General features: G+C 68.7%; 28 protein-coding genes. 14 read left to right on the forward strand and 14 right to left on the reverse strand.

The features are described from left to right. Window positions 1-6: 6 nt before the first annotated feature. The 10 genes from LOS8367_RS03480 (at window position 7) to LOS8367_RS03525 (ending at window position 7,642) form a co-directional block, all read left to right on the forward strand. The gene (locus LOS8367_RS03480) at window positions 7-663 is read left to right on the forward strand and encodes a DUF2062 domain-containing protein (RefSeq protein ID WP_085895066.1); all 657 of its coding nucleotides are present in this window, start codon (window positions 7-9) and stop codon (window positions 661-663) included. Between the two features lie 24 nt (window positions 664-687). Next, window positions 688-1,437 (forward strand): pyridoxine 5'-phosphate synthase, encoded by a 750-nt coding sequence (locus LOS8367_RS03485; RefSeq protein ID WP_085895449.1) that lies wholly within the window; start codon window positions 688-690, stop codon window positions 1,435-1,437. Between the two features lie 243 nt (window positions 1,438-1,680). Next, a complete protein-coding gene (locus LOS8367_RS03490; RefSeq protein WP_133056279.1) occupies window positions 1,681-2,325 on the forward strand; it encodes a hypothetical protein in 645 nt (214 codons plus the stop codon). 171 nt (window positions 2,326-2,496) lie between these two features. Then, on the forward strand, window positions 2,497-2,937 hold the full coding sequence (locus tag LOS8367_RS03495; protein WP_085895450.1) for a PA2169 family four-helix-bundle protein: 441 nt from the start codon (window positions 2,497-2,499) through the stop codon (window positions 2,935-2,937). A 115-nt stretch (window positions 2,938-3,052) separates the two neighbouring features. After that, window positions 3,053-3,460, forward strand: a complete 408-nt coding sequence (gene acpS, locus LOS8367_RS03500) for a holo-ACP synthase (RefSeq protein ID WP_085895068.1) — start codon at window positions 3,053-3,055, stop codon at window positions 3,458-3,460. Continuing rightward, window positions 3,460-4,677, forward strand: coding sequence for an MFS transporter (locus LOS8367_RS03505; protein WP_085895069.1), 1,218 nt, complete (start codon window positions 3,460-3,462; stop codon window positions 4,675-4,677). The genes acpS and LOS8367_RS03505 overlap by 1 nt, the downstream gene beginning before the upstream one ends. Window positions 4,678-4,754: 77 nt before the next feature. Continuing rightward, window positions 4,755-5,606 carry a signal peptidase I gene (lepB, locus tag LOS8367_RS03510; RefSeq protein WP_085895070.1) on the forward strand — a complete coding sequence of 284 codons (852 nt, stop codon included), beginning with the start codon at window positions 4,755-4,757 and terminating at the stop codon, window positions 5,604-5,606. Continuing rightward, window positions 5,603-6,283, forward strand: coding sequence for a ribonuclease III (gene rnc, locus LOS8367_RS03515; RefSeq protein WP_085895071.1), 681 nt, complete (start codon window positions 5,603-5,605; stop codon window positions 6,281-6,283). Before lepB ends, rnc begins: the two co-directional genes overlap by 4 nt. After that, window positions 6,280-7,311, forward strand: coding sequence for a GTPase Era (gene era, locus LOS8367_RS03520; protein ID WP_085895072.1), 1,032 nt, complete (start codon window positions 6,280-6,282; stop codon window positions 7,309-7,311). Before rnc ends, era begins: the two co-directional genes overlap by 4 nt. Continuing rightward, window positions 7,304-7,642 carry a DUF1491 family protein gene (locus tag LOS8367_RS03525; protein WP_085895073.1) on the forward strand — a complete coding sequence of 113 codons (339 nt, stop codon included), beginning with the start codon at window positions 7,304-7,306 and terminating at the stop codon, window positions 7,640-7,642. Before era ends, LOS8367_RS03525 begins: the two co-directional genes overlap by 8 nt. Window positions 7,643-7,726: 84 nt before the next feature. Here LOS8367_RS03525 and LOS8367_RS03530 read toward each other — a convergent pair whose 3' ends face one another. Genes LOS8367_RS03530 through mbfA form a run of 6 tightly spaced genes read right to left on the reverse strand, consistent with a single transcriptional unit; the run spans window position 7,727 to window position 12,266 of the window. After that, window positions 7,727-8,626 (reverse strand): ornithine cyclodeaminase family protein, encoded by a 900-nt coding sequence (locus LOS8367_RS03530; RefSeq protein ID WP_085895074.1) that lies wholly within the window; start codon window positions 8,624-8,626, stop codon window positions 7,727-7,729. Further along, window positions 8,623-9,243, reverse strand: coding sequence for an HAD family hydrolase (locus LOS8367_RS03535; RefSeq protein WP_085895075.1), 621 nt, complete (start codon window positions 9,241-9,243; stop codon window positions 8,623-8,625). The genes LOS8367_RS03530 and LOS8367_RS03535 overlap by 4 nt, the downstream gene beginning before the upstream one ends. Then, entirely contained in the window at window positions 9,240-9,698 is a 459-nt protein-coding gene (locus tag LOS8367_RS03540) for a YaiI/YqxD family protein (RefSeq protein ID WP_207569214.1), read from the reverse strand. The genes LOS8367_RS03535 and LOS8367_RS03540 overlap by 4 nt, the downstream gene beginning before the upstream one ends. Next, entirely contained in the window at window positions 9,695-10,525 is an 831-nt protein-coding gene (gene fghA / locus LOS8367_RS03545) for an S-formylglutathione hydrolase (protein ID WP_085895076.1), read from the reverse strand. The genes LOS8367_RS03540 and fghA overlap by 4 nt, the downstream gene beginning before the upstream one ends. After that, window positions 10,522-11,229 (reverse strand): nitroreductase family protein, encoded by a 708-nt coding sequence (locus LOS8367_RS03550; protein ID WP_085895077.1) that lies wholly within the window; start codon window positions 11,227-11,229, stop codon window positions 10,522-10,524. The genes fghA and LOS8367_RS03550 overlap by 4 nt, the downstream gene beginning before the upstream one ends. A 59-nt stretch (window positions 11,230-11,288) precedes the next feature. Continuing rightward, a complete protein-coding gene (gene mbfA / locus LOS8367_RS03555) occupies window positions 11,289-12,266 on the reverse strand; it encodes an iron exporter MbfA (protein ID WP_085895078.1) in 978 nt (325 codons plus the stop codon). A 125-nt stretch (window positions 12,267-12,391) separates the two neighbouring features. Here mbfA and LOS8367_RS03560 point away from each other — a divergent pair, with 125 nt between their 5' ends. Continuing rightward, window positions 12,392-13,009 carry a TetR/AcrR family transcriptional regulator gene (locus tag LOS8367_RS03560; RefSeq protein WP_085895079.1) on the forward strand — a complete coding sequence of 206 codons (618 nt, stop codon included), beginning with the start codon at window positions 12,392-12,394 and terminating at the stop codon, window positions 13,007-13,009. Here LOS8367_RS03560 and LOS8367_RS03565 read toward each other — a convergent pair. After that, window positions 13,006-13,737 (reverse strand): NYN domain-containing protein, encoded by a 732-nt coding sequence (locus tag LOS8367_RS03565; RefSeq protein ID WP_085895080.1) that lies wholly within the window; start codon window positions 13,735-13,737, stop codon window positions 13,006-13,008. The two genes, LOS8367_RS03560 and LOS8367_RS03565, sit on opposite strands and share 4 nt — an antisense overlap. A 111-nt stretch (window positions 13,738-13,848) precedes the next feature. Next, on the reverse strand, window positions 13,849-14,979 hold the full coding sequence (locus LOS8367_RS03570) for an S-(hydroxymethyl)glutathione dehydrogenase/class III alcohol dehydrogenase (protein ID WP_085895081.1): 1,131 nt from the start codon (window positions 14,977-14,979) through the stop codon (window positions 13,849-13,851). A 129-nt stretch (window positions 14,980-15,108) separates the two neighbouring features. Here LOS8367_RS03570 and LOS8367_RS03575 point away from each other — a divergent pair, with 129 nt between their 5' ends. After that, the gene (locus LOS8367_RS03575) at window positions 15,109-15,390 is read left to right on the forward strand and encodes an I78 family peptidase inhibitor (RefSeq protein ID WP_085895082.1); all 282 of its coding nucleotides are present in this window, start codon (window positions 15,109-15,111) and stop codon (window positions 15,388-15,390) included. A 303-nt stretch (window positions 15,391-15,693) separates the two neighbouring features. Next, window positions 15,694-16,035 carry a DUF2794 domain-containing protein gene (locus tag LOS8367_RS03580; RefSeq protein WP_085895083.1) on the forward strand — a complete coding sequence of 114 codons (342 nt, stop codon included), beginning with the start codon at window positions 15,694-15,696 and terminating at the stop codon, window positions 16,033-16,035. Between the two features lie 3 nt (window positions 16,036-16,038). On the opposite strand, the gene LOS8367_RS03585 is transcribed toward LOS8367_RS03580, so the two are convergent. The 3 genes from LOS8367_RS03585 to LOS8367_RS03595 all read right to left on the reverse strand — a co-directional run bounded on the left by LOS8367_RS03585 (window position 16,039) and on the right by LOS8367_RS03595 (window position 18,729). Next, window positions 16,039-16,854: a C40 family peptidase gene (locus LOS8367_RS03585; protein ID WP_085895084.1), complete on the reverse strand. Its 816-nt coding sequence runs from the start codon at window positions 16,852-16,854 to the stop codon at window positions 16,039-16,041. Between the two features lie 5 nt (window positions 16,855-16,859). Then, window positions 16,860-18,254 carry a leucyl aminopeptidase family protein gene (locus tag LOS8367_RS03590; RefSeq protein WP_085895085.1) on the reverse strand — a complete coding sequence of 465 codons (1,395 nt, stop codon included), beginning with the start codon at window positions 18,252-18,254 and terminating at the stop codon, window positions 16,860-16,862. Between the two features lie 82 nt (window positions 18,255-18,336). Next, the gene (locus LOS8367_RS03595) at window positions 18,337-18,729 is read right to left on the reverse strand and encodes a hypothetical protein (RefSeq protein ID WP_133056280.1); all 393 of its coding nucleotides are present in this window, start codon (window positions 18,727-18,729) and stop codon (window positions 18,337-18,339) included. Between the two features lie 112 nt (window positions 18,730-18,841). Between LOS8367_RS03595 and LOS8367_RS03600 the strand changes: the two genes are divergently transcribed. Continuing rightward, window positions 18,842-19,489: a carbonic anhydrase gene (locus tag LOS8367_RS03600; RefSeq protein ID WP_085895452.1), complete on the forward strand. Its 648-nt coding sequence runs from the start codon at window positions 18,842-18,844 to the stop codon at window positions 19,487-19,489. On the opposite strand, the gene LOS8367_RS03605 is transcribed toward LOS8367_RS03600, so the two are convergent. The 3 genes from LOS8367_RS03605 to selD all read right to left on the reverse strand — a co-directional run bounded on the left by LOS8367_RS03605 (window position 19,453) and on the right by selD (window position 23,755). Next, on the reverse strand, window positions 19,453-20,559 hold the full coding sequence (locus tag LOS8367_RS03605; protein WP_242665490.1) for an AbrB family transcriptional regulator: 1,107 nt from the start codon (window positions 20,557-20,559) through the stop codon (window positions 19,453-19,455). The two genes, LOS8367_RS03600 and LOS8367_RS03605, sit on opposite strands and share 37 nt — an antisense overlap. Window positions 20,560-20,600: 41 nt before the next feature. Beyond that, window positions 20,601-21,473 carry an oxygen-dependent tRNA uridine(34) hydroxylase TrhO gene (gene trhO / locus LOS8367_RS03610; protein ID WP_085895453.1) on the reverse strand — a complete coding sequence of 291 codons (873 nt, stop codon included), beginning with the start codon at window positions 21,471-21,473 and terminating at the stop codon, window positions 20,601-20,603. Between the two features lie 128 nt (window positions 21,474-21,601). Beyond that, window positions 21,602-23,755 carry a selenide, water dikinase SelD gene (gene selD, locus LOS8367_RS03615; RefSeq protein ID WP_085895088.1) on the reverse strand — a complete coding sequence of 718 codons (2,154 nt, stop codon included), beginning with the start codon at window positions 23,753-23,755 and terminating at the stop codon, window positions 21,602-21,604. Window positions 23,756-23,762 lie beyond the last annotated feature (7 nt).

Below are 23,762 nucleotides of genomic sequence, written 5' to 3' on the forward strand. Positions count from 1 at the left end.
GCGCGCGTGGTCTTCAAGCGGCGCGACAGGCGGTCGGTAGGCCGCGCGGTGGCCGAAGCGCTCTATCCGAGGGGCGGCTGGCGCCGCGCCTTCGGCTATGTGAAGCACCGGTTGCAGCGCCTGCCCGACACGCCCGAGAAGATCGGGCGCGGCATCTTCGCCGGGGTGCTGGCGAGCTGGACCCCGTTCTACGGGCTGCATTTCATCATCGCCGTGATCTTTGCCAAGATCGGCCGGGGCAACATGCTGGCGGCGCTGCTCGGTACCTTCTTCGGCAACCCGCTCACCTATGTGCCGATCGGCGTGGTGGCGTTGCAGACCGGCTATTTCATCATGGGCCGGCCGCCGCATCGCGACATCGAGACATCCCTGATGGGCAAGTTCGGTGCCGCCGGGCAGGATCTGTGGCACAATTTCGGGGCGCTGTTCGGCCCCGATCGCGCCGATTGGCGGGGGCTGGCGCTGTTCTATGACGACGTGTTCCTGCCCTATCTGGTGGGGGGCATCCTGCCGGGGCTGATCTCAGCCTTCGCCTGCTACTGGCTCTTCGTGCCGGTGATCTCGGCCTACCAGAACCGCCGCCGCCGCAAGCTGCGCGCCAAGCTGCAGGCGCTTGGAAAAAACCCGTCCGCCCCGGCTGACGGGGCGGCGGGACCGGACTAGTCTGCGCCCCAAAGGAGACAGATGATGACGGATCTCAGGCTCGGCGTGAACATCGACCACGTGGCCACGGTGCGCAACGCGCGCGGCGGCGACACCCCCTCCCCGGTGCGCGCGGCGAAGCTCGCCGAGGAGGCGGGCGCCGACGGCATCACCGCGCATCTGCGCGAGGATCGCCGCCACATCTCCGATGCGGATATCGAGGCGCTGGTGGCGGCGCTGAAGGTGCCGCTCAACTTCGAAATGGCCGCCACCGACGAAATGCAGGCGATCGCGCTGCGGCACCGGCCCCACGCCGTCTGCATCGTTCCCGAAAAGCGCGAGGAGCGCACCACCGAAGGCGGGCTCGAAGTCGCGAAGGACGAGAACCGGCTGGCGCATTTCATCGCGCCCCTGCGCGAGGCGGGCTGCCGGGTATCGATCTTCATCGCCGCCGACCGGCCGCAGATCGACGCCGCTGCCCGGATCGGCGCGCAGGTGGTGGAGCTGCATACCGGCGCCTATTGCGATGCCCATGCGGCCGGAGATACCGCAACGCGCGACGCCGAGCTTGCGAAGATCACCGAAATGGCGACCCATGCCCATGCGCTCGGGCTCGAAGTGCATGCCGGGCACGGGCTGACCTATGACACGGTCGGGCCGATCGCCGGACTGCCGGAAGTCCGCGAACTGAACATCGGGCATTTCCTGATCGGCGAGGCGATCTTCCGCGGGCTATCGCCCGCCATCGCCGAAATGCGTCGCCGGATGGAGGCTGCGCGGCGAGTGTTGCGCTGAACGGGTTCCCGCTCCGGGCTATCACGATTTCCCCCTTCACGAAGCAATGGCCGGTTTTCGCAAGTCTTCGCCAAGGCCTTGGCAACTTTCTGCCAGATGACAGCGCATCGCGGCGCTGCCTGAAAAACCGGCAGGAACGAGACGCCGTCGCAACCGTTCTGCCCTCCGAGACCGCCGGGGCCCACTCACCCCCCTAACTGCCCCGGCCGGTCAGAATACTGGAGGAAAGGAACGATTATGTTCATGAAGTCCAAGAGTCTCGTCGCCGCCGCTGCCCTCACCGTCGCCGCGTCGGGTGCCTTTGCCCAGGGCCAGGAGGGCCTCGTCAACGTATCCGTGGACGACAACACCGTGCAGGTGCCGGTGAGCGTCGCGGCCAATGCCTGCGATCTCGACGTCAACGTGCTGTCCGGCCAGTTCGTGGGCTCCGACAAGACCGCCTGCGAAATCGATCAGGAAACCGCTGCCGCGAACGGCATCGATACCGGCTCGAATGGCGGGTCGGGCAACGGCCAGCAGGAAGGCCTCGTCAACCTCTCGGTCGATGGCAACACCGTTCAGGTGCCGGTGGGCGTGGCCGCCAATGTCTGCGACGTCGACGCCAACGTGATCGCCCAGCAGATCAAGGGCACCGACGAGAGCGCCTGCGAGATCGATCAGGAGACCGCCGCCGAGAACGGCATCGACACCGCGGGCCTGAGTGACAGTGACATGACCAACGCAACGGATGCGGCCGAGGACGCGGCGGAGAACACGGTGGAGAACGCCGAGGAAGCCGCCGAGAACACGGTCGAGGCTGGCGAGAACGCCCTCGATAACGTCGAGGAAACCGCCGAGGATGCGCAGGACGACCTCGAGGAGACCGTCGAGGACGCGACCGACAGCTGATCCGTACAGTACGACCTCAAGGGAGCGTCCGGCCACGGGCCGGACGCTTTCTTTTGCCCTCAAACACCTATGGATACGGCAATTTTTTTCACCGAATCAGGACCGATCATCGGTGGGAGGCGTTGTTATCCCGAAGCCCCTTGCGGGCGAAAACATGACATGGAGGACATCATGGCCGACCATCTCGACACTCTCAAGAAACTGCATACCCGCGTCATCGACAGCCGTGACGGCTACAAGCGCTCGCGCGAGGAAGTGAAGGACGAGCGCGGCTTCGTCGGATTCTTCGACCGCCGCATCGCCGAGCGCGAGCAGTTCCACACCGTGATCCATCGTCAGCTTGGCGCCGAGGGCGTCGAGGTGAGCGAGAGCGGCTCCACCGCCGCCGCCGCGCATCGTGGTTGGCTGTCTCTTAAGGATTCGCTGACCGGCGACGACGAGGCGGTCTATGACGAGATCATCAACGGCGAAGAGCAGCTCCTGAAGCTCTATGACGAGGCGATCGAGGCCACCGCCGGCAAGCCGGAATGGTCCTTCCTCGCCGCCCAGCGTGCCGATGTCGAAAAGGCGCTGAGCGAGGCGCGCTCCGAAAAGATGCGCCACGCCGCCTGATCCACCGTCCTTTCGGTTCCGAAAGCGCCGTCCCCGTCGGGGGCGGCGCTTTTCGTCGTCGCCCCCGCTCCCCACACAGATTGCCCGCCCTCCCGGCATCGGCTACCCAAGGCCCATGATACTAGGCATCGGCACCGACCTCGCGAATATCGACCGCATCGCCGGCGTCCTCGAACGCCACGGCGACCGGTTCCGCAATCGCGTCTTCACCCCAGTCGAACAGGCCAAGGCCGAGCGCCGCCGCGACGTGGCCGGCACCTATGCCAAGCGCTGGGCCGCCAAGGAGGCCTGCTCCAAGGCGCTGGGCACCGGCCTGCGCATGGGCATCGCCTGGAAGGACATGGCGGTGTCGAACCTTCGCACCGGCCAACCGGTGATGGAGGTGACGGGCTGGGCCCGGGAACGGCTCGACGCGATGACCCCCGTGGGCCACGAGGCGATCATCCACGTCACGCTGACCGACGACCACCCTTGGGCCCAAGCCTTCGTGGTGATCGAGGCACGGCCCCTCGCAGGGCATTGATGCTCGCGGCGACGCGCAGACGGATCGGGGGCAATCGCGGTCTCGGACCGCTTCTCCTCGCGCAGCTGCCCGCCGATTTCGCCGATTGGCTCGATTTCGTCGCCGTGACCGCGCTTCTGACCTTCACCTGGTCCGCGCCGACCCATGCCTATGCGTGGCTCGCGGTGGGGCTGGGCCTGCCCTATCTGACGGTCGGTCTCTTCGCCGGCGCGCTGGTCGACCGGCTCGATCTGAACCGGGTGCTGATCTGGTCCAATATCGGCCGCGCGGTGGCGACGGCGGCGCTGATCCTCGCACCGAACTGGCAGGTGCTCGTCGCCATCATCTTCGCGCGTGGTTGCGCCGATGCCTTCTTCTCGCCCGCCAAGCAGGCGGCGCTGCAGGCCCGCACCATGGAAGCCGATCTGGTCTTTGCCAACGGGCTCAGCCATTCGATCAATCAGTCGAGCAAGATCGCCGCACCCGCGCTGGGCGGCGCGATGCTGGCTTTTCTCGACCCGCAAGGGGTCTTCGCCTTCAACGCCGCCGTTTCGGTGCTGGCGGGCATGGTGCTGTCGCGTCTCGATCCGTTCGAGCGTCCGGGCGCGGCCCGGACGCCGCGCCCGATCCTGTACGACATTGCCGAAGGGATGCGGCTGGTGCGCCAGAGCCCGGTGCTGCGCGCCGCGATCACGCTGATGGCGCTCGGCTTCTTCGCGATGTTCTTCTACGACACGCTGATCGCGCCGTTGATCGAGGCGCTGGGGCAGGACGCGACGGCGCTCGGCCTGTGCCTTGCCGCCCTCGGGACCGGTGGTGTTCTGGGCGGGCTGCTCCTGGGTGGCACGCGCGGCACATCCGACGCCTTCAGCACCGTCGCGGCGGGCAATCTCGCTTCGGCGCTGATTCTCGGCGGCATCGGCTTGGCCGAGATCGCGGGCTGGATCGCGCCCTTGCCGCTGCTTTTGGCGTTGTTCGCGCTGGCAGGCGTGGTGTCGGCGCTGGCGCTCGTACCCTACAGGGCGCTGATCCAGTCGGGGGCGGGCGCGGGCGGTGTGGGCCGGGTCTCGGCGCTCTCGGAGGCCGCGAACATGGCGGCGCTGCTGATCGCGCCATTCCTCGGGGCGGCGCTGGCCGAGGCGGTATCCGTCGGCGCGGCCTTCGTCGCGGGTGCCGCGATCACGCTCGTGATCGCGCTGGCGGCGCTGGGGCTGGCCTTGCGGTTTCGCGCACGCTAGATGGCGCCTCTGGCGGTTTCCTTGACTAATCCCCCCGCCCCCCGCATGTAGCCCCGAAACCCCGAGGGACCCTTCGCATGGCCAGCAGATCCGATACCGAGAAGCAGGGCTTCGTCCACAGCGTGTGGGAAACCGTCAAAACGGTGTTCTGGGCGCTGCTGATCGCGGGCATCTTCCGCACCCTGTTCTTCCAGCCCTTCTGGATTCCCTCGGGTTCGATGAAGGACACGCTGCTGATCGGCGATTTCCTCTTCGTCAACAAGATGGCCTATGGCTACTCTTACGCCTCATGCCCCTCGGTACGGCTGGATTCGATCGGCATCGACATCTCGGCCGAGGATGTCTGCGGCTGGGCCAAGGGCGACAATGACCGGCTCTGGGGCGAATACCCCGAGCGCGGCGACGTGGTGGTGTTCCGCCATCCCGTGACCGGCGAGGATTTCATCAAGCGCGCGATCGGCCTGCCGGGCGACCGGATCCAGGTCCGCGATGGGCGGCTCTTCATCAATGACGAGGCGGTGGGCCTCGAGCCCGCCGGCACCTTCACCGAGGTGATGGAGCGGCAGGGGCCGCAGGGCTTGCTGCCGCGCTGTCGCAATGGTGCGGTCGGCATGGGAGCCATTTGCGAGAAGACCCGCTATACCGAGACGCTGCCCAACGGGCGCAGCCATGACGTCCTCGACATTACCACCCAGTCGTCGGACAATACCGGCGTCTACACCGTTCCCGAGGGGCATCTGTTCTTCATGGGCGACAATCGCGACAACTCGACCGACAGCCGGGTGCCGCAGAACGCGCGCGGCGTGGGCTTCGTGCCCTTCGAGGATCTCGTGGGCCGGGCCGACCGGATCATGTTCTCCTCGGCGGGACGCTCGATGCTGGCCTTCTGGACCTGGCGCTCCGACCGCTTCTTCAAGGCGGTCGAGTGAAGCTTTCGGCTGAACTCCGCGCCTTCGCGGCCCGGCTGGGGCACGAGTTTTCGCGGCCCGAGCTGCTGTCGCGCGCCGTCACCCATGGCTCGATCTCCGGGCCGATGCGCGACGACAACCAGCGGCTCGAATTCCTAGGCGACCGGGTGCTGGGCCTGGTGATGGCCGAGGCGCTGCTCGAGGCGGACCGGAACGCCACAGAAGGACAGATCGCGCCGCGCTTCAACGCGCTGGTGCGCCGCGAGACCTGCGCCGAGGTGGCCCGGGAGATAGAGATCGGGGCGGTGCTGCGGCTGGGACGCTCCGAGATGAAGTCCGGTGGCCGCCGCAAGGAAGCGCTGCTCGCCGACGCGATGGAGGCGGTGATCGCCGCGGTCTATCTCGATGCGGGTTTCGAAGCGGCCAAGCGGGTGGTGCGCGGGCTCTGGGGCGACCGGGTGAACCGGGTCGAGGAAGATGCGCGCGACCCCAAGACGGCGCTTCAGGAATGGGCTCAGGCGCGCGGCGAGCCGCCCCCCGCCTATGCCGAGACCGGCCGCGAGGGACCGGACCATGCGCCGGTCTTCACCATCGAGGTCAGGCTGGCTTCCGGCGCCAGCGAGAACGCCACCGCCGGGTCGAAACGACAGGCGGAACAGGCGGCGGCAGCCGCGCTTTTGAAACGGGTGAGCGAATGAGCGACCAAGATCAGACGCCGGAAGGCGACGAGACCCCGGACGCCGCTCGGGGGCCCGAGGCGCTGCACGAGGATGGCCTGCCGGGCGCGCCGATCGGCGGCGACCAGGAGGGCGAGGCCGGCCCGACCCGCGCCGGCTATGTGGCGCTGATCGGCGAGCCCAATGCCGGGAAATCGACGCTGTTGAACCGCATGGTCGGCGCCAAGGTGTCGATCGTCACTCACAAGGTGCAGACCACCCGCGCCCGCATCCGCGGCGTCGCGATGGAGGGGCGCTCGCAGATCGTCTTCGTCGACACGCCGGGGCTGTTCCGGCCGCGCCGCAGGCTCGACCGCGCAATGGTCGCCGCCGCCTGGAGCGGTGTTGCCGATGCCGACATGGTGGTTCTGCTGATCGAGGCGCATCGCGGCATTACCGACGGCGTGAGGGCGATCCTCGACTCCCTGCCCGAGCGGCTCGGTCGCAAGCCGGTGGCGCTCGCCATCAACAAGATCGACAAGGTGAAGTCTGAGGTGCTGCTGAAGCTCGCGCAGGACTGCAACGCCGCGCATCCCTTCGTGAAGACCTTCATGATCTCGGCCGAGCGCGGCCACGGTGCCGCCGACCTGAAGGAATGGCTTGGCACCGAAATGCCCGAAAGCCCCTGGCTTTATCCCGAGGACCAGCTCGCCGACCTGCCGTTGCGGATGATCGCCGCCGAGATGACGCGCGAAAAGCTGACGCTCAGGCTGCACCAAGAGCTGCCTTACGAGCTCACGGTCGAAACCGAGAGTTGGCAGGAGCGCGAGGACGGCTCGGCCCGTATCGACCAGATGATCTATGTCGCCCGCGAGGGCCACAAGGGCATCGTTCTGGGCAAGGGCGGCGAGACGATCAAGGCCGTCTCCAAGGCCGCACGCGAGGAGCTGGCGGAGTTTCTCGGGCGCAAGGTGCACCTGTTCCTGCAGGTGAAGGTGCGACCGAACTGGCTCGAGGAAAAGGAACGCTATTCCGAGATGGGCCTCGATTTCCGCGACGGGAATGGCTGAGCCGCGGCTTGCCTCGGGCATCTGGGTTTCCGCCTATCTGGCCCGCCTCAGGCTGCACGACATCCCCGCCTTCGTCACCGCAAAGGGCGACGAGACGGCAGGTGCGGTGCTGATCAAGTCCAACACGCTCGACGGGCAGGCGCGGCTCCACCAGCGCAGCCTCGACCTGATGACCGGTGCTCGGGCTTGGATCACGCTGGCCGAGGGGCCGGAGCCTGAGGTCGATGCGAGCATCGAGAAGCAGAAACGCTTCGACCCCGACCTGTGGGTGATCGAAGTCGAGGACCGCGCGGGCCGGACGCTTCTGGACGAGCCGGGGCTGGCCGACTAGGCGAGGCCGTCCCGGCCTCCGACCGCTCATGCGGGCGGCGGGGCGATCTCATTACCTGTCGATGTCCCGCCTCCCGAGCCCGGCTCAGGCCGACCGCCAGCGCTCAAGGATGTGGCGCGCAACCATCAAGTCGAGATGCGCGCCGCCGCCGTTCTTGAACAGCGTGATCTCCTCCTCGCTCTCGCGCCGGAACAGCTCCGGCTCCGAGAACTCGGCCACCACATCCTCGCGCGCGATGGCACCTGTCCCCAGCGGGATCTTCAGCTCGCCGATATGGTCGAGCGTGGTGGCGCGCGCATCGACGAAGATCCGCGCCCGCTGCAACGCCCGGTCGTCGGCCTCGCGCATATGCGGGGTGAAGGCCCCGATCAGGTCGAGATGCGTGCCGGGGCGCAGCCAGTCGCCCCGCACCACCGGCGCCTTCGCCATGGTCGCGCAGGTAACGATATCAGCTTGGCCCACGGCCCGCTCAAGATCCTCGGCGATCTCGATATCCGGATGCTGCGCCTTGAGCCGCTCCGCCCCCTCGCGCGAGCGGTTCCAGACCGTGAAACGGGCTTCGGGGAAGGCCGCCCCGTAAGCCTCGCGCAGCGACGAGGCGACGTTGCCTGCCCCGACGATCAGGATCTCGCGGCTGTCGGGCCGCGCGAGCTTCATCGCGCCTAGCAGGCTGTCGGCGGCGGTCTTCCACTTGGTGACGAGGTGGAAGTCCACCACCGCCTCCAGCGTGCCGTCAGCATCCGAGAGCAGGTTCACCGCGCCATTGATGCTGGGGCCGTCATTGCCCGGAAAGATCGTCGCGACCTTCACCGCGATCCCCAGCCCCTCGATCCAGGCGGAGCGGTTCAACAGCGTATCCTCGCCCCGGTAGAGGAAGGTGTCGGTGACCTGAGCGGGCGGCAGGTCGTGCCCCGCCTCGATCGCGCGGGCCATGGCGATCCAGTCGAGCTTCGCTTCGGCCTCGAAGGGGACGATCTCGGTCATGCGGCCTCCGCCTCGCTGAGCAGCCCCTCGGCCACCAGCCTATCGGCCAGCCCCTCGGGTCCGGTGAAATGATGGGTGTGCCAGCCGCGCGCATGGGCAGCGGCGATGTTGTCGGCGCGGTCGTCGGTGAACAGGAGCCGCTCCGGCGCCATGCCGGTGTCGCGCTCCAGCCGCTCGTAGATCGGCGCGTCGGGCTTGGCCATGCGCAGGTGCCCGGAAACGAAGAGCGCGTCGAACTCGGCGAAGACCGGGTAATGGGCGCGGGCGATCTCGAAGGTCTCGACCCCGAAATTCGACAGCGCGAAGACCGGGACGCCGCGCGCCTTCAGCGCCCTGAGAAGCCGCCCCGAGCGCGGGATCTCCGGGCTCGCCATCTCGATCCAGCGGTCGTGCCAAAGCATGATCTCGGCCGCGCGCTCCGGGTGTGCCTCGACCAGAGCCGAGACCTGCCCGTGGAAGCTCTCGCCCAGATCGACGCGCTCGTTCATCCCGTGCAGGTCGACCTCGGCGAAGAGTTCGGCCCGCCGCTCGGGCTCGATCACCGCGTCATAGACCCGCTCTGGGTTCCACTCGATCAGCACGTTGCCGATGTCGAAGACCACCGCATCGATATTCACGAACCCATCCCTTCCGTCTTGGCCTTGCGCAGGGCCCGCTCCAGCGCGTCGAGAAACCGCGAGCGGTCGGATTTGGTGAAGCCCTTGCCGCCGCCCTGCCGGAACGGATCGGCGGCGCGCAGATCGGCCATCAGGTCGCGCGTCGCCAGCACGTTGCCGATATTGGCCTGCGTCAGTGGCTCGCCATTGTGCTTGAGCACCTGCGCCCCCGCCTCGACGCATTTCGCGGCGAGCGGGATGTCGTTGGTGATGACCACGTCGCCCGCCTTGGCGCGGTCGGCGATCCACATGTCGGCCACGTCCGGCCCCTCGGATACGATCACCGTCTCGACATAGGGGTTCTGCGACGGGCGCAGCCCGCCATTCGAGACGATGGCCACCTTGACCTTGTGGCGCGTACCCACCGTCTCGCATTCGGCCTTCACCGGGCAGGCATCGGCATCGACATAGATCATGACCAGAGCGCCGCGGCGTGGAAATCGACATGGTCCTCGATGAAGGACGACACGAAGAAATAGCTGTGGTCGTAGCCGCGCTGGAGCCGCAGCGTGCCGGGCTGGCGCCGCTCGGCCATGGCGCGGGCGAAATGCTCGGTACCGAGCTTGTCGCCGAACTGGTCGGCGGTGCCAGTGTCCACCAGAAGCGGCCCGTCGAAGCCGGTCTTGGTCATCAGCAGGGTCGCGTCGTGCCGCGCCCAGGCGGCCTCGTCCTCGCCGAGATAGGCCGCGAACTGCCGCCGTCCCCACTCGCTCTGCGTCGGGTGGCAGATCGGCGCGAAGGCCGAGACCGAGCGGTATCGTCCCGGCAGCCGCATCGCCATGGTCAGCGCGCCATGCCCGCCCATCGAATGGCCGGTGATCGACTGGCGCCCCTCGTCGATGGCGAACTGCCCTTCGAGCAGGCCGGGTAGTTCCTCGGTCACGTAGTCCCACATCTGGTAGTGCTCGGCCCAAGGATCTTCGGTGGCGTTGAGGTAGAACCCCGCCCCCTGCCCCATGTCGAAGCCGTCATCGTCGGCCACACCCGCTCCACGGGGCGAGGTGTCGGGAAACACCAGCGCGATGCCCTGTTCGGCGGCCCAGCGCTGCGCGCCCGACTTGGTCATCGCGTTCTCGTGGGTGCAGGTGAGACCCGAGAGGAACCACAGCACCGGCACCGGCCCCTCCTGCGCCTCGCTCGGGAGGAACAGCCCGAAGGTCATCTCGGTGCCGGTCGCCTCGCTGGCATGGGAATAGACCCCCTGCACGCCCCCGAAACAGGTGTTCTCGCTGATCGTCTTCATGTCGTCTCCGTCTGCGCCCCGATCACCGTCAGGATCTCTTCGAGCGGTTTCTTGTTCAATGCCGCCGCCGGCACGGTGGCGTCACCCGCGGGGTGGCCGACGGCGAGGATCATCACCGGTTTTTCGGCCACCGGGCGGTCGCAAAGCTCGGTGAGGAACTTCATCGGGCTCGGCGTATGGGTGAGCACCGAGAGCCCCGAGAGATGCAGCGCGCCGATCAGGAAGCCGGTGGCGAGGCCGACGCTTTCGGGCACGTAGTAGTGCTTGTAGCGCGAGCCGTCGGACCGGGTGCCCCAGCGCTGCGCGAAGACCACGATAAGCCAGGGCGCCACTTCGAGATGCGGCTTCGAGGCCCCGGTGCCGATCGGCTCCAGCGCGGCGATCCATTCGTCGGGCGCGCCACCGCCGTAGAAGGCGCGCTCTTCCTCCTCGGCCGCGGCGCGGATCCGCGACTTCATGTCCGGGTCCGAGATCGCGACGAAATGCCAAGGCTGCTGGTTCGCGCCCGAGGGCGCACGCCCGGCCGTGGCGATCGCCGTCTCGATCACCTCGCGCGGCACGGGGCGGTCGCAGAATTCCCGCACGCTGTGGCGCGTCGCCATCGCGTCGAAATGCACGCGGGCGGCCTCGATCATCGCCGCGTCGGACATCTCGCGCCGGTCCGGCAATGGCGTGGGCCTGTAATTCGTCGTCTCGAAGCTCATCGCGCCCTCCCCTTGCGAGTGGGCAGTCTCTCCAATGCCCCTGCCGGGCGCAACCCGCCTCAGCCGCCGCCGATCAGCACCCCCGCCGCGAAGACCAGCGAGCCGCCCAGCACCACTTGGAAGGCAGCGCGGAAGAACGGCGTGTCCATGTAGCGGCTCTGGATCCAGGCGATGGCCCAGAGCTCGATAAAGACGATCACGATGGCGGTGATCGTCGCGGTCCAGAAATGCGGGATCAGGTAGGGCAACGCGTGGCCCAACCCGCCGATCGTGGTCATGATCCCCGTGGCGAAGCCGCGCTTGACCGGGGAGCCGCGCCCCGAGAGCTGCCCGTCATCCGAGGCGGCTTCGGTGAAGCCCATCGAGATGCCCGCGCCGACGCTGGCGGCAAGTCCGACGAGGAAAGTGGTGTGGGTGTCCTGGGTGGCAAAGGCGGTGGCGAAGATCGGCGCCAGGGTCGAGACCGAGCCATCCATCAGCCCCGCCAGCCCCGGCTGCACGTAGGTCAGCACGAACTGCCGCCGCGCCGCGTGGTCCTCGTCGGCACGGGCCTCGTGGTGCAAATGCTCCGCCGCCAGCGTCTGCGCGGTGTTCTGGTGCCCCGCTTCGGCGGCGGCGAGATCGCCCAAAAGCGTGCGGGTCGCGGCGTCGCGCGCATTGGCGGCAGCGCGCGCGTAGAAGGCCCCGGCCTCGCGCTCCATCTCAGCGGCCTGGGCGCGGATCGTCTCGAGCCCGAGATTCTCGACCAGCCAGACCGGACGGCGGGCGTGGAACCCGGCCACGTGCTCGCGGCGGAGCAGTGGGATCACTTCGCCGAAACGGTCGCGGTGCAACTCGATCAGCTGCCGGCGATGGTCGTCCTCCTCGGCCGCCATGCCGTCGAATATCGCGGCCGTGGCCGGGTAGCCCGTGCGCAGTCGCTCGGCATAGAGCCTGTAGATCCGTGCATCGTCCTCCTCGGAGGAGATCGCCAGCGCGAGGACCTCCTGTTCGCTGAGATCGTTGAAACGGCGTCGGGAGGAGAATCCGGGAATCATAACCGCACCTTCTTTAGAACGATTCCAATCTATCGCGGCATCCGGGTGACGCAACCCGGCGTCACGGCATGGCTGGCCGTCGCCCGGCGGGATGCCTATGCTGTCGATGATCCACAGGAGACGAGATGACCGCCGAGGCGCAAGAGATCCGCAAGGGCCGCAAATACGACCAGGTGCTTGAAGGGGCACGCGAGGTGTTTCTCGGAGAAGGTTTCGAAGGCGCCAGCGTCGACGACATCGCCCGCGCGGCGGGCGTCTCGAAGGCGACGCTCTACAGCTATTTCCCCGACAAGCGGCTGTTGTTCCTGGAAGTGACGCGCAACGAGTGCCGGCGCCATGCCGACAATGCGCTGTCCGAGGTCAAGGGTTCGGGCCCGCCGGACAAGGTGCTGCGCATGACGGCGCGGCGGATGATCGCCTTCTACACCTCCGATTTCGGGCTGCGGGTCTTCCGCGTCTTCGTCGCCGAAAGCGCGCGTTTTCCCGATATCGGTCGCGCCTTCTATCGCAGCGGTCCGGAGATGGGCCGCGCGCTGCTCGTGGATTACTTCCGTGAGGCGGTGGAGCGCGGCGAACTGGTGATCGAGGATTTCGAACTGGCGGCCGACCAGTTCCACGAACTGTGCCGCGCCGACCTGTTCTACCGCGCGATCTTCAGCGTCACCGACCAGTTCACCACCGAGGAGTGCGACCGCGTCGCGGATGGCGCGGTCGATACCTTTTTGGCCCGCTACGGCGCCTAGTCCTTGCGCCGCACCTGCAGCTGGTTGCCCTGCTTGCGGGTCTCGAAGCGCTTGAGCTCCTGCACCAGCTCGGACAGCTTGCGCTTGCCGTAGCTGCGGACGTCGAAATCGGGGTTGTCGGCGGTGATATATTGGCCGATCGGCCCGAGCGGGTACCACTCGTCGTCATCCTGCTCGATCTTGTCCATCGCCCGCAGGATCAACGGCACCGCCTCGAGCGGCGACTTCTTGCCCGCCGGCGCGGCCGGCGTCTCGCCCGGCGCGGCGTCGGGCTTGGTGGCCGGCGGCTCGTCCACGATGTTCTCGATCAGCACAAAGCGGTTGCAGACGTTGCGCAGGCTCTCGGGCGCCTTGGCCTCGCCGATGCCGATCACGTCGAGCCCCTGCTCGCGGATGCGGTTGGCCAGGGCGGTGAAATCGCTGTCCGAGGACACCAGCACGAAGCCGTCGAAACGGCCCGTATGCAGGATGTCCATGGCATCGATCACCAGGCCGATATCGGAGGCGTTCTTGCCCTTGGTATTGGCGGTTTCCTGATGCGCCACGAGCCCGAGCGCCCGGACATTGTCGGCCCAGCCACGCAGCCGCTCGGCCGACCAGTCGCCATAGACGCGGCGCAGCGCCGGCTCGCCGAAGGAGGTGATCTCCTTGAGGATCGGCTTGGCGAAGCGCGCCGGGATGTTGTCGGCGTCGATCAGCACGGCATAGAGCGGGCGGGTCTCGGGCATCTGGTCCTCCTGGGTTTCACTCGCCCATCGCGCCCCCGCCCCGCGGCGTCAAGCCGGGCGGGGGCAAAACTCTTGCAAGAGTTTTGGCAAGGATCTTCGAAGATCCTTGTCTCAGTAGACCACGACCGAGCGGATGCTTTCACCCGCATTCATCAGGTCGAAGCCTTTGTTGATCTCCTTGAGCTTCAGCTGATGGGTGATCATCGGGTCGATCTCGATCTTTCCTTCCATGTACCAGTCGACGATCTTCGGCACGTCGGTGCGGCCGCGCGCGCCGCCGAAAGCGGTGCCCTTCCAGGTGCGGCCGGTGACCAGCTGGAACGGCCGGGTCGAGATCTCGGCTCCCGCTGGCGCCACGCCGATCACCACCGAGACGCCCCAGCCGCGATGCGCCGATTCCAGCGCCTGCCGCATCACCGTGACGTTGCCGGTGCAGTCGAAGGTGTAGTCCGCACCGCCGATCAGGTCGCCGCGCCGCTTGGTCATGTTCACCAGATGAGGGACGATGTCGCCGTCGATCTCCTTGGGGTTCACGAAATGGGTCATGCCGAAGCGCTCGCCCCATTCCTTCTTGTCGTTGTTGAGATCGACGCCGATGATCATGTCGGCGCCGGCCAGCCGCAGCCCCTGGATCACGTTGAGGCCGATGCCGCCCAGCCCGAACACCACCGCCGTGGAGCCCACCTCGACCTGCGCGGTGTTGATCACCGCGCCGACGCCGGTGGTGACGCCGCAGCCGATGTAGCAGATCTTGTCGAAGGGCGCGTCCTCGCGCACCTTGGCGAGCGCGATCTCGGGCAGCACGGTGTGGTTCGAGAAGGTCGAGCAGCCCATGTAGTGCAGGATCGGGTCGCCATCGAGCGTCGAGAAGCGCGAGCTGCCATCGGGCATCAGCCCTTGACCTTGGGTGGCGCGGATCGAGGTGCACAGATTGGTCTTCTGGCTCAGGCAGGACGGGCATTGCCGGCATTCGGGGGTGTAGAGCGGGATCACGTGATCGCCGGGCTTGAGCGAGGTCACGCCTTCGCCGACCTCGACCACCACGCCCGCGCCCTCATGCCCGAGGATCGCCGGGAACAGCCCCTCGGGATCGGCGCCCGACAGGGTGAATTCATCGGTATGGCAGATGCCCGTGGCCTTGATCTCGACGAGGACCTCTCCCGCCTTGGGGCCTTCGAGATTGACCTCCATGATCTCGAGCGGCTTACCGGCCTGGGTGGCGACTGCGGCACGTGTGCGCATGGGATGACCTCCGTGTTGGCACGCGCCGGGGAGGCGACGCGCTTCGCGCGTCAAGGTCGCGGAAAGCGGGGCTGAGATCAATGCCGCAGCCTCTTGCGCGGGACCGTGCGCCGGGTCAGGCTCGGCCCCATGCGATACCTGATCCTGCCCCTACTCCTCGCGGCCTGCGCCGCCTATCCTCCGGCGCCCGAACCGGTCCCTTCCCCGCCGGCGGCGGAGCCCGGCGCCTGCGGCGCCGCCGAGCGGCAGAGACTTGTCGGTGCGCCGGTCACCGCGCTCGAGCGCGAGCTGATCCTCGGTCCGGTGCGGATCATCCGGCCCGGAGACGTGGTGACGATGGATTTCCGCCCCGACCGGATTAATTTCGAGATCGACGCCATGGAGCGGATCGCCCGGGTCTATTGCGGCTGAATGGCCGTGGCCGGGCTCGCCTCGCCCCGTCCCGGAGACGAGGACGGCCCGGAGGCAAGGTTGCTGCCCCCGGGCCGTGTCGGATCTGCAAACAGGCCCCGCCCCATCGCGGGTCAGGTGGGGGCTATTATCGCCACGAAGGGACGGTTGGCCTGCCGCTGAACCCTTTGTGCCGATGATCCGCGGCACGGGTGGGGTGCGCGGTGGCCAAGGGAAGGGTGATTTCGCGGCATTCGCATGGCGCACCGTCCCGTGACGGCGGCCGGGCTTGAAAAGAGGCCCCGCCCGCGTAACTCTGAGGGCATGACGCTTCAGCCCCCCACGCCGTTTCCCGGCCGCCTGCCAGAACAGGTCGCATTTCACCGGACCGAGCTGGGGCCCATCCTCTCCGTATACGGGCGCATGGTCGCGGCGGGCGAATGGCGCGACTACGCGATCTCCTCCCTGCGCGAGATAGCGGTGTTCTCGGTGTTTCGCCGCACCGCCGAAACGCCGCTCTACCGCATCGAGAAACGTCCGAAGTTGCGGCACCGGCAAGGACAGTTCTCGGTGCTTGGCCCCGAGGGGCAGGTGCTGCGCCGGGGCGACGAGCTGGCCCAAGTGCTCAAGGTCTTCGACACGCGCCGCTTCCGGGTGATCGAATAGCCTTCAGAGCCTGCGGCGATGCGTCACCGGTCCGCCGCCTTGCGCCTCGATCCGAAGCGCGGCCTTGGTCGCGCCCTCATAGGTCACGGCCATGGCATGACCATTGGCATGGATGATCGTCTCGGCATCCACCATCAGCGCCACGTGCCCCTTCCAGAACCACAGGTCGCCGCGCTGCGGCGCCTTGCCTTCGACATCACGGCCCAGCGCCTGCTGCAGGTCGCTGTCACCGGGGCAGGCCACGCCGCAGGCCAGTAGCGCCGCCTGCACCAGCCCCGAGCAATCGATGCCCAGCCGCGAGTTTCCGCCCCAGAGATAGGGCGTGCCGAAGAACATCTGCGCCACCGTCACCGGATCCGAAAAGGGCCGGTCGATCTCGCGCAGGTGCTTCTTGGGGATGAAGCCCTCGGGCGTCTCGAACAGTTCGCGCCGCTCGTGCAGCACGGTGACCCGGCTGCCGAAGCTCAGATGTGCGAGGTCAGGCGACTTGATGCTCTCCTCGGCATAAAGATGGGTGGCCGGCGTCGCGACGATATGGGTCGCCGCGCGGGGCGCGCCGAGGCCCGGCTCTTCGACATAGCCGCAATAGCCATCGCGCCCGGCGCGGATGAAGGCCCAGCCATCGCGCCGCTCGTAGACCTCGACGCCTTCGCCCAGCAGCAGCTGCCGCTCGCGCGCGCCGCCGGGTGCGGCCAGCAGGTCGAGCACAGGACGCGTCACCCGCGCCCCCTCGGCCGGGACATAGCGCTCGGCGTCGATCTTGCCCGCCAGTTCCAGCGCCGCGACACGGCCGTTGGCCGGGGTCAGTCGGCGGTCCATGGCAGTCATTCCAGCCCGAGGAGATCGGGCATCGCCTCGAGCAGCGCCCGCGCGCCCATGCCGACGCCGCCCTTGGGCCGCGCCGGGGCCGGTTTGGGGTTCCAGCCGTAGATATCGAAATGCGCATAGCGCGTGGGTTCGGCAAAGCGACGCAGGAACAGCGCGGCGGTGATCGAGCCCGCCATGCCGCCCGAGGGCGCGTTGTCGAGATCGGCAATGCCCGGCTCGATCATCGCCTCGTAGGGGGCGTGGAACGGCATCCGCCAGACCGGGTCGGCCGCTTTCGCCGCGCCGCGCGAGATCGCCGCCGCGTCGGCATCCGCATCGGTATAGAACGGCGCGAGGTCGGGGCCGACCGCGACCCGCGCCGCCCCGGTGAGCGTCGCCATCGAGATCATCAGATCGGGGCTCTCCTCGGCCCCCATGGCCAGCGCATCGGCCAGCACCAGCCGCCCCTCGGCATCGGTGTTGTTGACCTCGACGCTGAGCCCCTTGCGCGAGGCGAGGATATCGCCTGGGCGGAAGGCATCGGCCGAAACCGAATTCTCGACCGCCGGGATCAGCACCCGCAGCCGCAGCTTCAGCCCCAGCGCCATGATCATCTGCGCGAGCCCCAGCACGGTGGCGGCGCCGCCCATGTCTTTCTTCATCAGCCCCATGGAGCTGCCCGGTTTGAGATTGAGCCCGCCGGTGTCGAAGCAGACCCCCTTGCCGACCAGCGTCAATGTCGGGCCGCTCTCGCCCCAGCGCATGTCAATCAGCCGGGGCGCGCGATCGGCGGCTGCGGCCCGGCCTACGGCATGGATCAGCGGCAGGTTGCGCGCCAGAAGCTCCTCGCCGGTGGTCACCGCCATCCGCGCGCCAAAGCGCTCCGCCAGAGCGGCGGCGGCAGCCTGCAGTTCGGCCGGACCCATATCCGAAGCGGGGGTGTTGATCAGGTCGCGGGTCAGCACCTCGCCCGCCGCGATGGCGCGCAGCCGCTCCGCATCGACGCCCTTCGGCGACACCAGCCGCGCCTTCGGCGCGGCCTGCTTGGCATAGCGGTCGAAGCGGTAGCTCTCCAGAAGCCATCCCAAGGCGGTTTCCCGGGCGAGATCGGGATCGGTGGCGGCGTCGAGCGCATAGGTCCCCTCGGGCAGTTTCGAGGCGGCACCCCCCGCGACGAAGCGGCCTCGCGCCCGTGCCTTGTCGTCGCCCAGGCCCACCAGCGCCCCCCACAGCCCGCCCGTGGCGTCGGGCAGCGGCAGCACCGCGCCCGCCCCGGCGTTGAAGCCCTGCGCCACGGCCCAGCCGCGCGCGGTCTCGGGCAGATCGGCCAGTGCCCCGTCCAGTCCCTCGGGCGTCACGAGGCGCAGCGGCAGGGCGGACGGGTCGGGGGCGGCGAAATCGGGCATGGGCATGGGCGTGCTCCTTGGGCGGCTTGGGCGGCGGTGTCGGGGCGAGACTAGCCCGCCCCGCCGCAGCCGCAACCGGGATCGCGGCTCAGCCCGGGCGGCGCAGCGCCGCCAGCGCCCCGGCGCCGATGCGCCACAGCCGCGCCACCACCGCCCCGAGCGCCGCCGCGTCGCCGGAGGCGGCGCAATCCTCGACGCTGGCCGCGACGCGGGACATTTCGGACAGGCCGAGCCGCAGCGCCAGCCGGTGCAGCCCCCGCGCCTCGATGCGCAGCCGACCAAAGGCGCAGGCGGCGAGCTGCGCCTCGATCCGGCTCAGCCGCACCGACAGGTCGCGTGCTGGCGACAGCCCGCGCCGCCGGCCCGATCCCGCCGCGCCCAGCCGTCGTGCCCGCATCAGCGCCTCCGGCGGTGGCTCCGGCAGCGGCAGGCGCGGCGCGAGCGCGCATGGCGGGGCAAGGGATCGGTCGACATCTCTCATGCGTCGAGTCTGACGCCACCCAATGTGGAAAGCGTTGCCCGGACCGCGAGATATGTCTCGAATCCGAGTTCAATTCCGCCTATTTGCAACGGGACGACGCATGGAGACGCTGATGACCATCGCCAGACCCCTCCCCGACTATCTCGTGAAACGCTATCACGGCTGGAAGGCGACCGCCTATGCGGAGAACAGCGCCTGGTACCGCAAGCTGGCCGATGACGGCCAGCATCCGCGCGCCATGGTGATCTCGTGCTGCGACAGCCGGGTGCATGTCACCTCGATCTTCGGCGCGGATCCGGGCGAATTCTTCATTCACCGCAACATCGCCAACCTCGTGCCGCCCTTTGCCCCCGACGGCAATCAGCACGGCACCTCGGCGGCGATCGAATACGCGGTGACCGCGCTCAAGGTGCCGCATCTCATCGTGATCGGCCATTCCAGCTGCGGCGGCGTGCGGGGCTGCTTCGACATGTGCGAGGGCCACGCCCCGGCGCTCGAGGAGAAGTCGAGCTTCGTGGGCCGCTGGATGGACCTGCTGCGTCCCGGCTATGCGCGGCTGCCCGAGGGCACCGAGGCCGAGCGCGTCGCGGCGCTGGAAAAGCAGGCAGTGCTGGTCTCGCTCGAGAACCTGATGAGCTTTCCCTACGTAAAGGAGGCGGTCGAGCAGGGCAAGCTGACGCTGCACGGGCTCTGGACCGACATCGGCGCCGGCGGGCTCGAATGCTACGATTCCGATCGCGGCGATTTCGTCCCGGTCTGATCCCTCTCCGATCTGGGCCGCGTCAGCCGGAACACCGGCTGCGCGGCGAAGATCACCAGCATGATCCGCACCAAGTGCAGGACCGAGACATAGGCCACGTCCTGCCCCATCGCCAGCGCCAGCAGGCTCATCTCAGTGAGCCCGCCCGGCGAGTAGCCCAGGAAGCTGAGCGACAGCGGCAGCCCGGTGATCGCGGTCAGCCCCCAGGCGAAAATCACCGCGACACCGATCATCACCACCGATGACAGCGCTCCCAGCGACAGGTCGCGGCCGATCTGGCGGGCGCTGACCCCGATGAAGCGGCAGCCGATCACCGTGCCGATCACCAACTGCGCCACCACGATCAGAAATCCCGGCGGCGCCACGGTGACGAGCCCGGCAAGATGCAGCGCCCCGCTCAGCAGCATCGGCCCGGTGATCTGCGGCGCCGGCAGCCGCAGCGACTTGCCCAGCGGCACCCCGGCCACGGCAGCGGCCCCCAGAAGCGCCCAGTCGAGCGGCGACAGCGACGAGGCGGCAGTGCCGCGCGCTACCTCGCCCGAGCTGACATCGAGCGCGTAGCCGTAAAACAGAACCACGAAGAGGATGACGAGCAGCACCCGCGCGGCATGGGCCAGCGCGATCCGCTTCTCATTGCCGCCCGCCGCGCCGCCGAGGATCAGCATGTCGTTGAGCCCACCCGGCATCGCCGAGAAGAAGGCGGTGACCGGGTCGTAGCGCCCGATCCGGCGATAGACCGCATAGGAGGCCAGCGCCGTCAGCGCGAGGAACGGCAGCAGCAGCGCGAAGCTCGCGGCATAGCGCGAGGCGGCGGCGAACATCTCGGGCCGCATCGCCGAGCCGAGCATCACGCCGATGACCGGGATCACAAAGGGCCGCAGCCGATCCGGCCCCCGCACCGGCAGCGACAGAACCGCCGCCAACGTGTTGCCGATCATCGGCCCCAGCATCCAGGGCAGCGGCATGCCCGCGAGACTCGCAAGCCAGCCCGACAGTGCGCCGATGGCCAAGGCAAAGACGGCGCGGCGCCCCGGCACGAGGCCGCGCAGATACATGACGACATCATCCATACCGCCTGCTTAACGTCGCGGCGGGTGGAGGTGTAGGGGGATCAGCGGTGCAGTTGCCGCTGCCGCTCGGCATAGCGGGCCCGGTCGGCATCGCTCCGCTCGTCGATGCAGCCGGGACAGGAGATGCCCTCCACATAAGCCGGGTCCTGCATCGCCCGCGGCGAGACCGGCATCCGGCAGGCCCGGCACAGCACGTGGGAGCCGGGCTCCAGCCCGTGGCCCACCGCGACCCGCTCGTCGAAGACGAAGCATTCGCCGCGCCACAGGCTCTGCTCGGCGGGCACCTCCTCGAGGTATTTCAGGATACCGCCCTTGAGGTGAAAGACGTCCTCCACCCCCTGCGCCTTGAGAAAAGAGGTCGATTTCTCGCAGCGGATGCCGCCGGTGCAGAACATGGCGATGCGCTTGCCCGCGAGCGCCTCGCGGTTGGCCTCCCACCAGTCGGGAAACTCGCGGAAGCTCGCGGTACCCGGATCCACCGCGCCCTCGAAGCTACCCACCGCGACCTCGTAGCCGTTGCGGGTGTCGATCACCGCGACATCGGGGGCGGAGATCAGCGCGTTCCACTCGGCTGGATCGACATGGGTGCCGACCTGCCCCAGCGGGTCGACGCCGGGCTGGCCCATTGTGACGATCTCTCGTTTGAGCCGGACCTTGAGACGGCGGAAGGGGGCGATCTCGGCGTCGCTCTCCTTCCATTCGAGCCCCGCGAATCCCGGCCAGCCACGCAGATGCGCGATCAGTTCGAGGATCGCGTCGCGGTCCGGGGCAGCGACGGTGCCGTTGATCCCCTCGGCCGCGAGGATCAGCGTGCCGATGATCCCGCGCGCGGCGCAGAATTCGAGCAGCGCCTCGCGGCGCTCGGGCGCGTCCCCGAGGGGCGCGAAATGATAGAGGGCGGCGACGGTGAACATGGCGCGCGGCATTACGCCGGGGACGGCGCCTGCGCAAGCCGGGGCGCGCGCCATGGGCAACTTTGTTCGACAAATACGCAATCCGCCGGCTCACCCATGCACCCCGCAGGGCAGGTCGCCGCATCGGTTCAGACCAGCCGCAGCCCCTGCCCTTCGGTCATCCGCCCGATCAGCGCCGCCGGGTAGCCCGCCGCGCGCAGCTCGGCGAGCAGCCGCTCGGCCTGCGCCGCATCGACGGCGGCGAGCAGCCCCCCGGCGGTCTGCGGGTCGAACATCAGGTCGACGCGCGGACCGCCTGCGCCGATGATGACCGCCCCCGCCCCGGCCATGTTGTCGGCGAAGAGCGTCGAGCGCGTGCCCGTCTCGGCCAGCTCCAGCGCCCCCTCCATCAGCGGCACATCGGCGACGCGCAGTTCGGCGCCGCAGCCGCTCGCCTCGCAAATCCCCGAGAGATGGCCCGCGAGGCCGAAGCCGGTCACGTCGGTCATCGCCTGCGCGCCTGCAAGGATCGCCGAGGCCCGGCCCTGCGGCTGCAGCATCGCCTCCCATGCCCCGACTACGACGCGCCCCGGCGCGGCGCGCGCCATTTCGGCGGCCATGATCGTACCCGAGCCCACCGGCTTGGTGAGGATCAGCGCGGCGCCGGGCCGCGCGCCCGCCAGCGTCACCGGCTCGCCCTCGCAGAGGCCGGTGACGGTAAACCCCACGGTCAGCTCCGAGCCGAGCGAGCTGTGGCCGCCGAGGATATGCGCGCCGGCCGCATCCATCACCTCGCGCGTCGCGGCCATGATCTCGGCCATGGTGCGGCGCTGCATCTCGGCGCTCATGCGCGGCAGGATCAGGCTCACCGTCGCGGCCTGCGGCTTCGCGGCCATGGCCCAGACATCGCCCAGCGCGTGGATCGCCGCGATCCGGGTCATCAGATCGGGATCCTCGACCATGGCGCGCAGGTGGTCGGTTGAGATCACCTGCTTCGCGCCGCCGGTGACGATCAGCCCGGCATCGTCGCCGGGCAGCGGCAGCACGTCTTCGCAGGCGCGCATGGGCAGACCGGCCAGCGCCTCGCGCAGCGCGCCGCGCCCGACTTTGGCACCGCAGCCGCCGCACATCGGCTTGTCCCCCAGCGCCTCGACCACCCCTTCGGCCAAGGGGTCGGGCAGCTTCGGCGCGCCCATCTCCGGCAACTCGGACAGCTTGTTCATGAACTTGCGGTCGATCCGGTCCTTCCAGAGCCAGAGCACCGGATGCGCCACGGCGCGCCCCCATTTCTCGGCCATCGCGGATTTGCCGCCCAGCGAGACCAGCTTGAGATAGTCCTTCTGCGGCCGGTAATCGCGCATCGTCCCGCCCGAGAGCGCGGCGCGCAGGTTGTGGTGCAGGATCGGTGCCTGCCGCACCGCATAGACCCCGGCCTTGGGACGCGGGGTCCGGGCCATATGCGCGCAGTCGCCCACCGCGAAGACACCGGCCGCGCTGGTCTCCAGCGTCGGCGCGACCCGGATGAAGCCGTCATCGAGCGCCAGCCCGGTCCCGGCCAGCCAGCCCTGCGGCCGCGCCCCGGCGGCGCCGATGGTAAAGTCGGAGGCGATCTCGCGCCCGTCTTCGAGCAGCACCCGGTCCGCTTCGATCCGCGCGACGCCGGCATTCTCGATCACCTCGATGCCGAGCCGCGCCATCCGGTCAAGCACGAGGCGGCGGGCGCCGTCGGAGGTCTCCGAAAGCAACCGGTCCTTGTCGATCACCGTCACCTGCGCCTCGCGGTGCCGCAGCCCGAAGGCGGCCGCCATGGTCAGCTCGGCCCCGGCGACGCCGCCGCCGATCACCGCGACGCGGGCCGGTCCATCGCCCGCCCGAAAGACACCCCAGTCGCGGGCCAGCCGCCCCAGCGGCTTGGCCGGCACACCGTGTTCGGCAAAGCCCGCCACCTGCGGCATCTGGCTGGTCACGCCGACATCGAAGGAGGCCGCGTCGAAACCGATACGCCGCGCGCCGACAATCACTTCGCGCGCGGCGAAATCCAGCCCTTCGGCCCGGCCGAGGATCAGCCGCGCCCCCGCGAAGCGCGCCAGTCGCACCAGATCGATCTGCGGGGTGTCGGCGTCGTAATGCCCAGCCACATAGCCCGGCAGCATGCCGGAATAGGCGGTGAGCGGGCCGGGATCGATCAGTGTCAGGCGCACGCCCGGCAGCGGGTCCATGCCCCACCGCTTGAGCACCAGCGCATGGGCGTGGCCGCCGCCGATCAGAACGAGGTCGCGGGTCAGGGGGATGAGCGGCGTCATGCGCGGG

The organism is Limimaricola soesokkakensis, from assembly GCF_900172345.1.
Classification (GTDB): Bacteria; Pseudomonadota; Alphaproteobacteria; order Rhodobacterales; family Rhodobacteraceae; genus Limimaricola; species Limimaricola soesokkakensis.

Coding starts and splice junctions, on each gene's coding strand:
- LOS8367_RS03585 (WP_085895084.1), bottom strand. CDS start 16,854: ATGGACCGCCGACTGACCCCGGCCAACGGCCGTGTCGCGGCGCTGGAA.
- trhO (WP_085895453.1), bottom strand. CDS start 21,473: ATGTTCACCGTCGCCGCCCTCTATCATTTCGCGCCCCTCGGGGACGCG.
- LOS8367_RS03505 (WP_085895069.1), top strand. CDS start 3,460: ATGCTCGCGGCGACGCGCAGACGGATCGGGGGCAATCGCGGTCTCGGA.
- LOS8367_RS03590 (WP_085895085.1), bottom strand. CDS start 18,254: ATGCCCATGCCCGATTTCGCCGCCCCCGACCCGTCCGCCCTGCCGCTG.
- selD (WP_085895088.1), bottom strand. CDS start 23,755: ATGACGCCGCTCATCCCCCTGACCCGCGACCTCGTTCTGATCGGCGGC.
- fghA (WP_085895076.1), bottom strand. CDS start 10,525: ATGAAGACGATCAGCGAGAACACCTGTTTCGGGGGCGTGCAGGGGGTC.
- LOS8367_RS03495 (WP_085895450.1), top strand. CDS start 2,497: ATGGCCGACCATCTCGACACTCTCAAGAAACTGCATACCCGCGTCATC.
- lepB (WP_085895070.1), top strand. CDS start 4,755: ATGGCCAGCAGATCCGATACCGAGAAGCAGGGCTTCGTCCACAGCGTG.
- LOS8367_RS03600 (WP_085895452.1), top strand. CDS start 18,842: ATGACCATCGCCAGACCCCTCCCCGACTATCTCGTGAAACGCTATCAC.
- LOS8367_RS03595 (WP_133056280.1), bottom strand. CDS start 18,729: ATGAGAGATGTCGACCGATCCCTTGCCCCGCCATGCGCGCTCGCGCCG.
- acpS (WP_085895068.1), top strand. CDS start 3,053: ATGATACTAGGCATCGGCACCGACCTCGCGAATATCGACCGCATCGCC.
- LOS8367_RS03560 (WP_085895079.1), top strand. CDS start 12,392: ATGACCGCCGAGGCGCAAGAGATCCGCAAGGGCCGCAAATACGACCAG.
- LOS8367_RS03605 (WP_242665490.1), bottom strand. CDS start 20,559: ATGGATGATGTCGTCATGTATCTGCGCGGCCTCGTGCCGGGGCGCCGC.
- LOS8367_RS03525 (WP_085895073.1), top strand. CDS start 7,304: ATGGCTGAGCCGCGGCTTGCCTCGGGCATCTGGGTTTCCGCCTATCTG.
- LOS8367_RS03580 (WP_085895083.1), top strand. CDS start 15,694: ATGACGCTTCAGCCCCCCACGCCGTTTCCCGGCCGCCTGCCAGAACAG.
- mbfA (WP_085895078.1), bottom strand. CDS start 12,266: ATGATTCCCGGATTCTCCTCCCGACGCCGTTTCAACGATCTCAGCGAA.
- LOS8367_RS03550 (WP_085895077.1), bottom strand. CDS start 11,229: ATGAGCTTCGAGACGACGAATTACAGGCCCACGCCATTGCCGGACCGG.
- era (WP_085895072.1), top strand. CDS start 6,280: ATGAGCGACCAAGATCAGACGCCGGAAGGCGACGAGACCCCGGACGCC.
- LOS8367_RS03565 (WP_085895080.1), bottom strand. CDS start 13,737: ATGCCCGAGACCCGCCCGCTCTATGCCGTGCTGATCGACGCCGACAAC.
- LOS8367_RS03485 (WP_085895449.1), top strand. CDS start 688: ATGACGGATCTCAGGCTCGGCGTGAACATCGACCACGTGGCCACGGTG.
- LOS8367_RS03530 (WP_085895074.1), bottom strand. CDS start 8,626: ATGACCGAGATCGTCCCCTTCGAGGCCGAAGCGAAGCTCGACTGGATC.
- LOS8367_RS03540 (WP_207569214.1), bottom strand. CDS start 9,698: ATGATCTATGTCGATGCCGATGCCTGCCCGGTGAAGGCCGAATGCGAG.
- LOS8367_RS03490 (WP_133056279.1), top strand. CDS start 1,681: ATGAAGTCCAAGAGTCTCGTCGCCGCCGCTGCCCTCACCGTCGCCGCG.
- LOS8367_RS03575 (WP_085895082.1), top strand. CDS start 15,109: ATGCGATACCTGATCCTGCCCCTACTCCTCGCGGCCTGCGCCGCCTAT.
- LOS8367_RS03570 (WP_085895081.1), bottom strand. CDS start 14,979: ATGCGCACACGTGCCGCAGTCGCCACCCAGGCCGGTAAGCCGCTCGAG.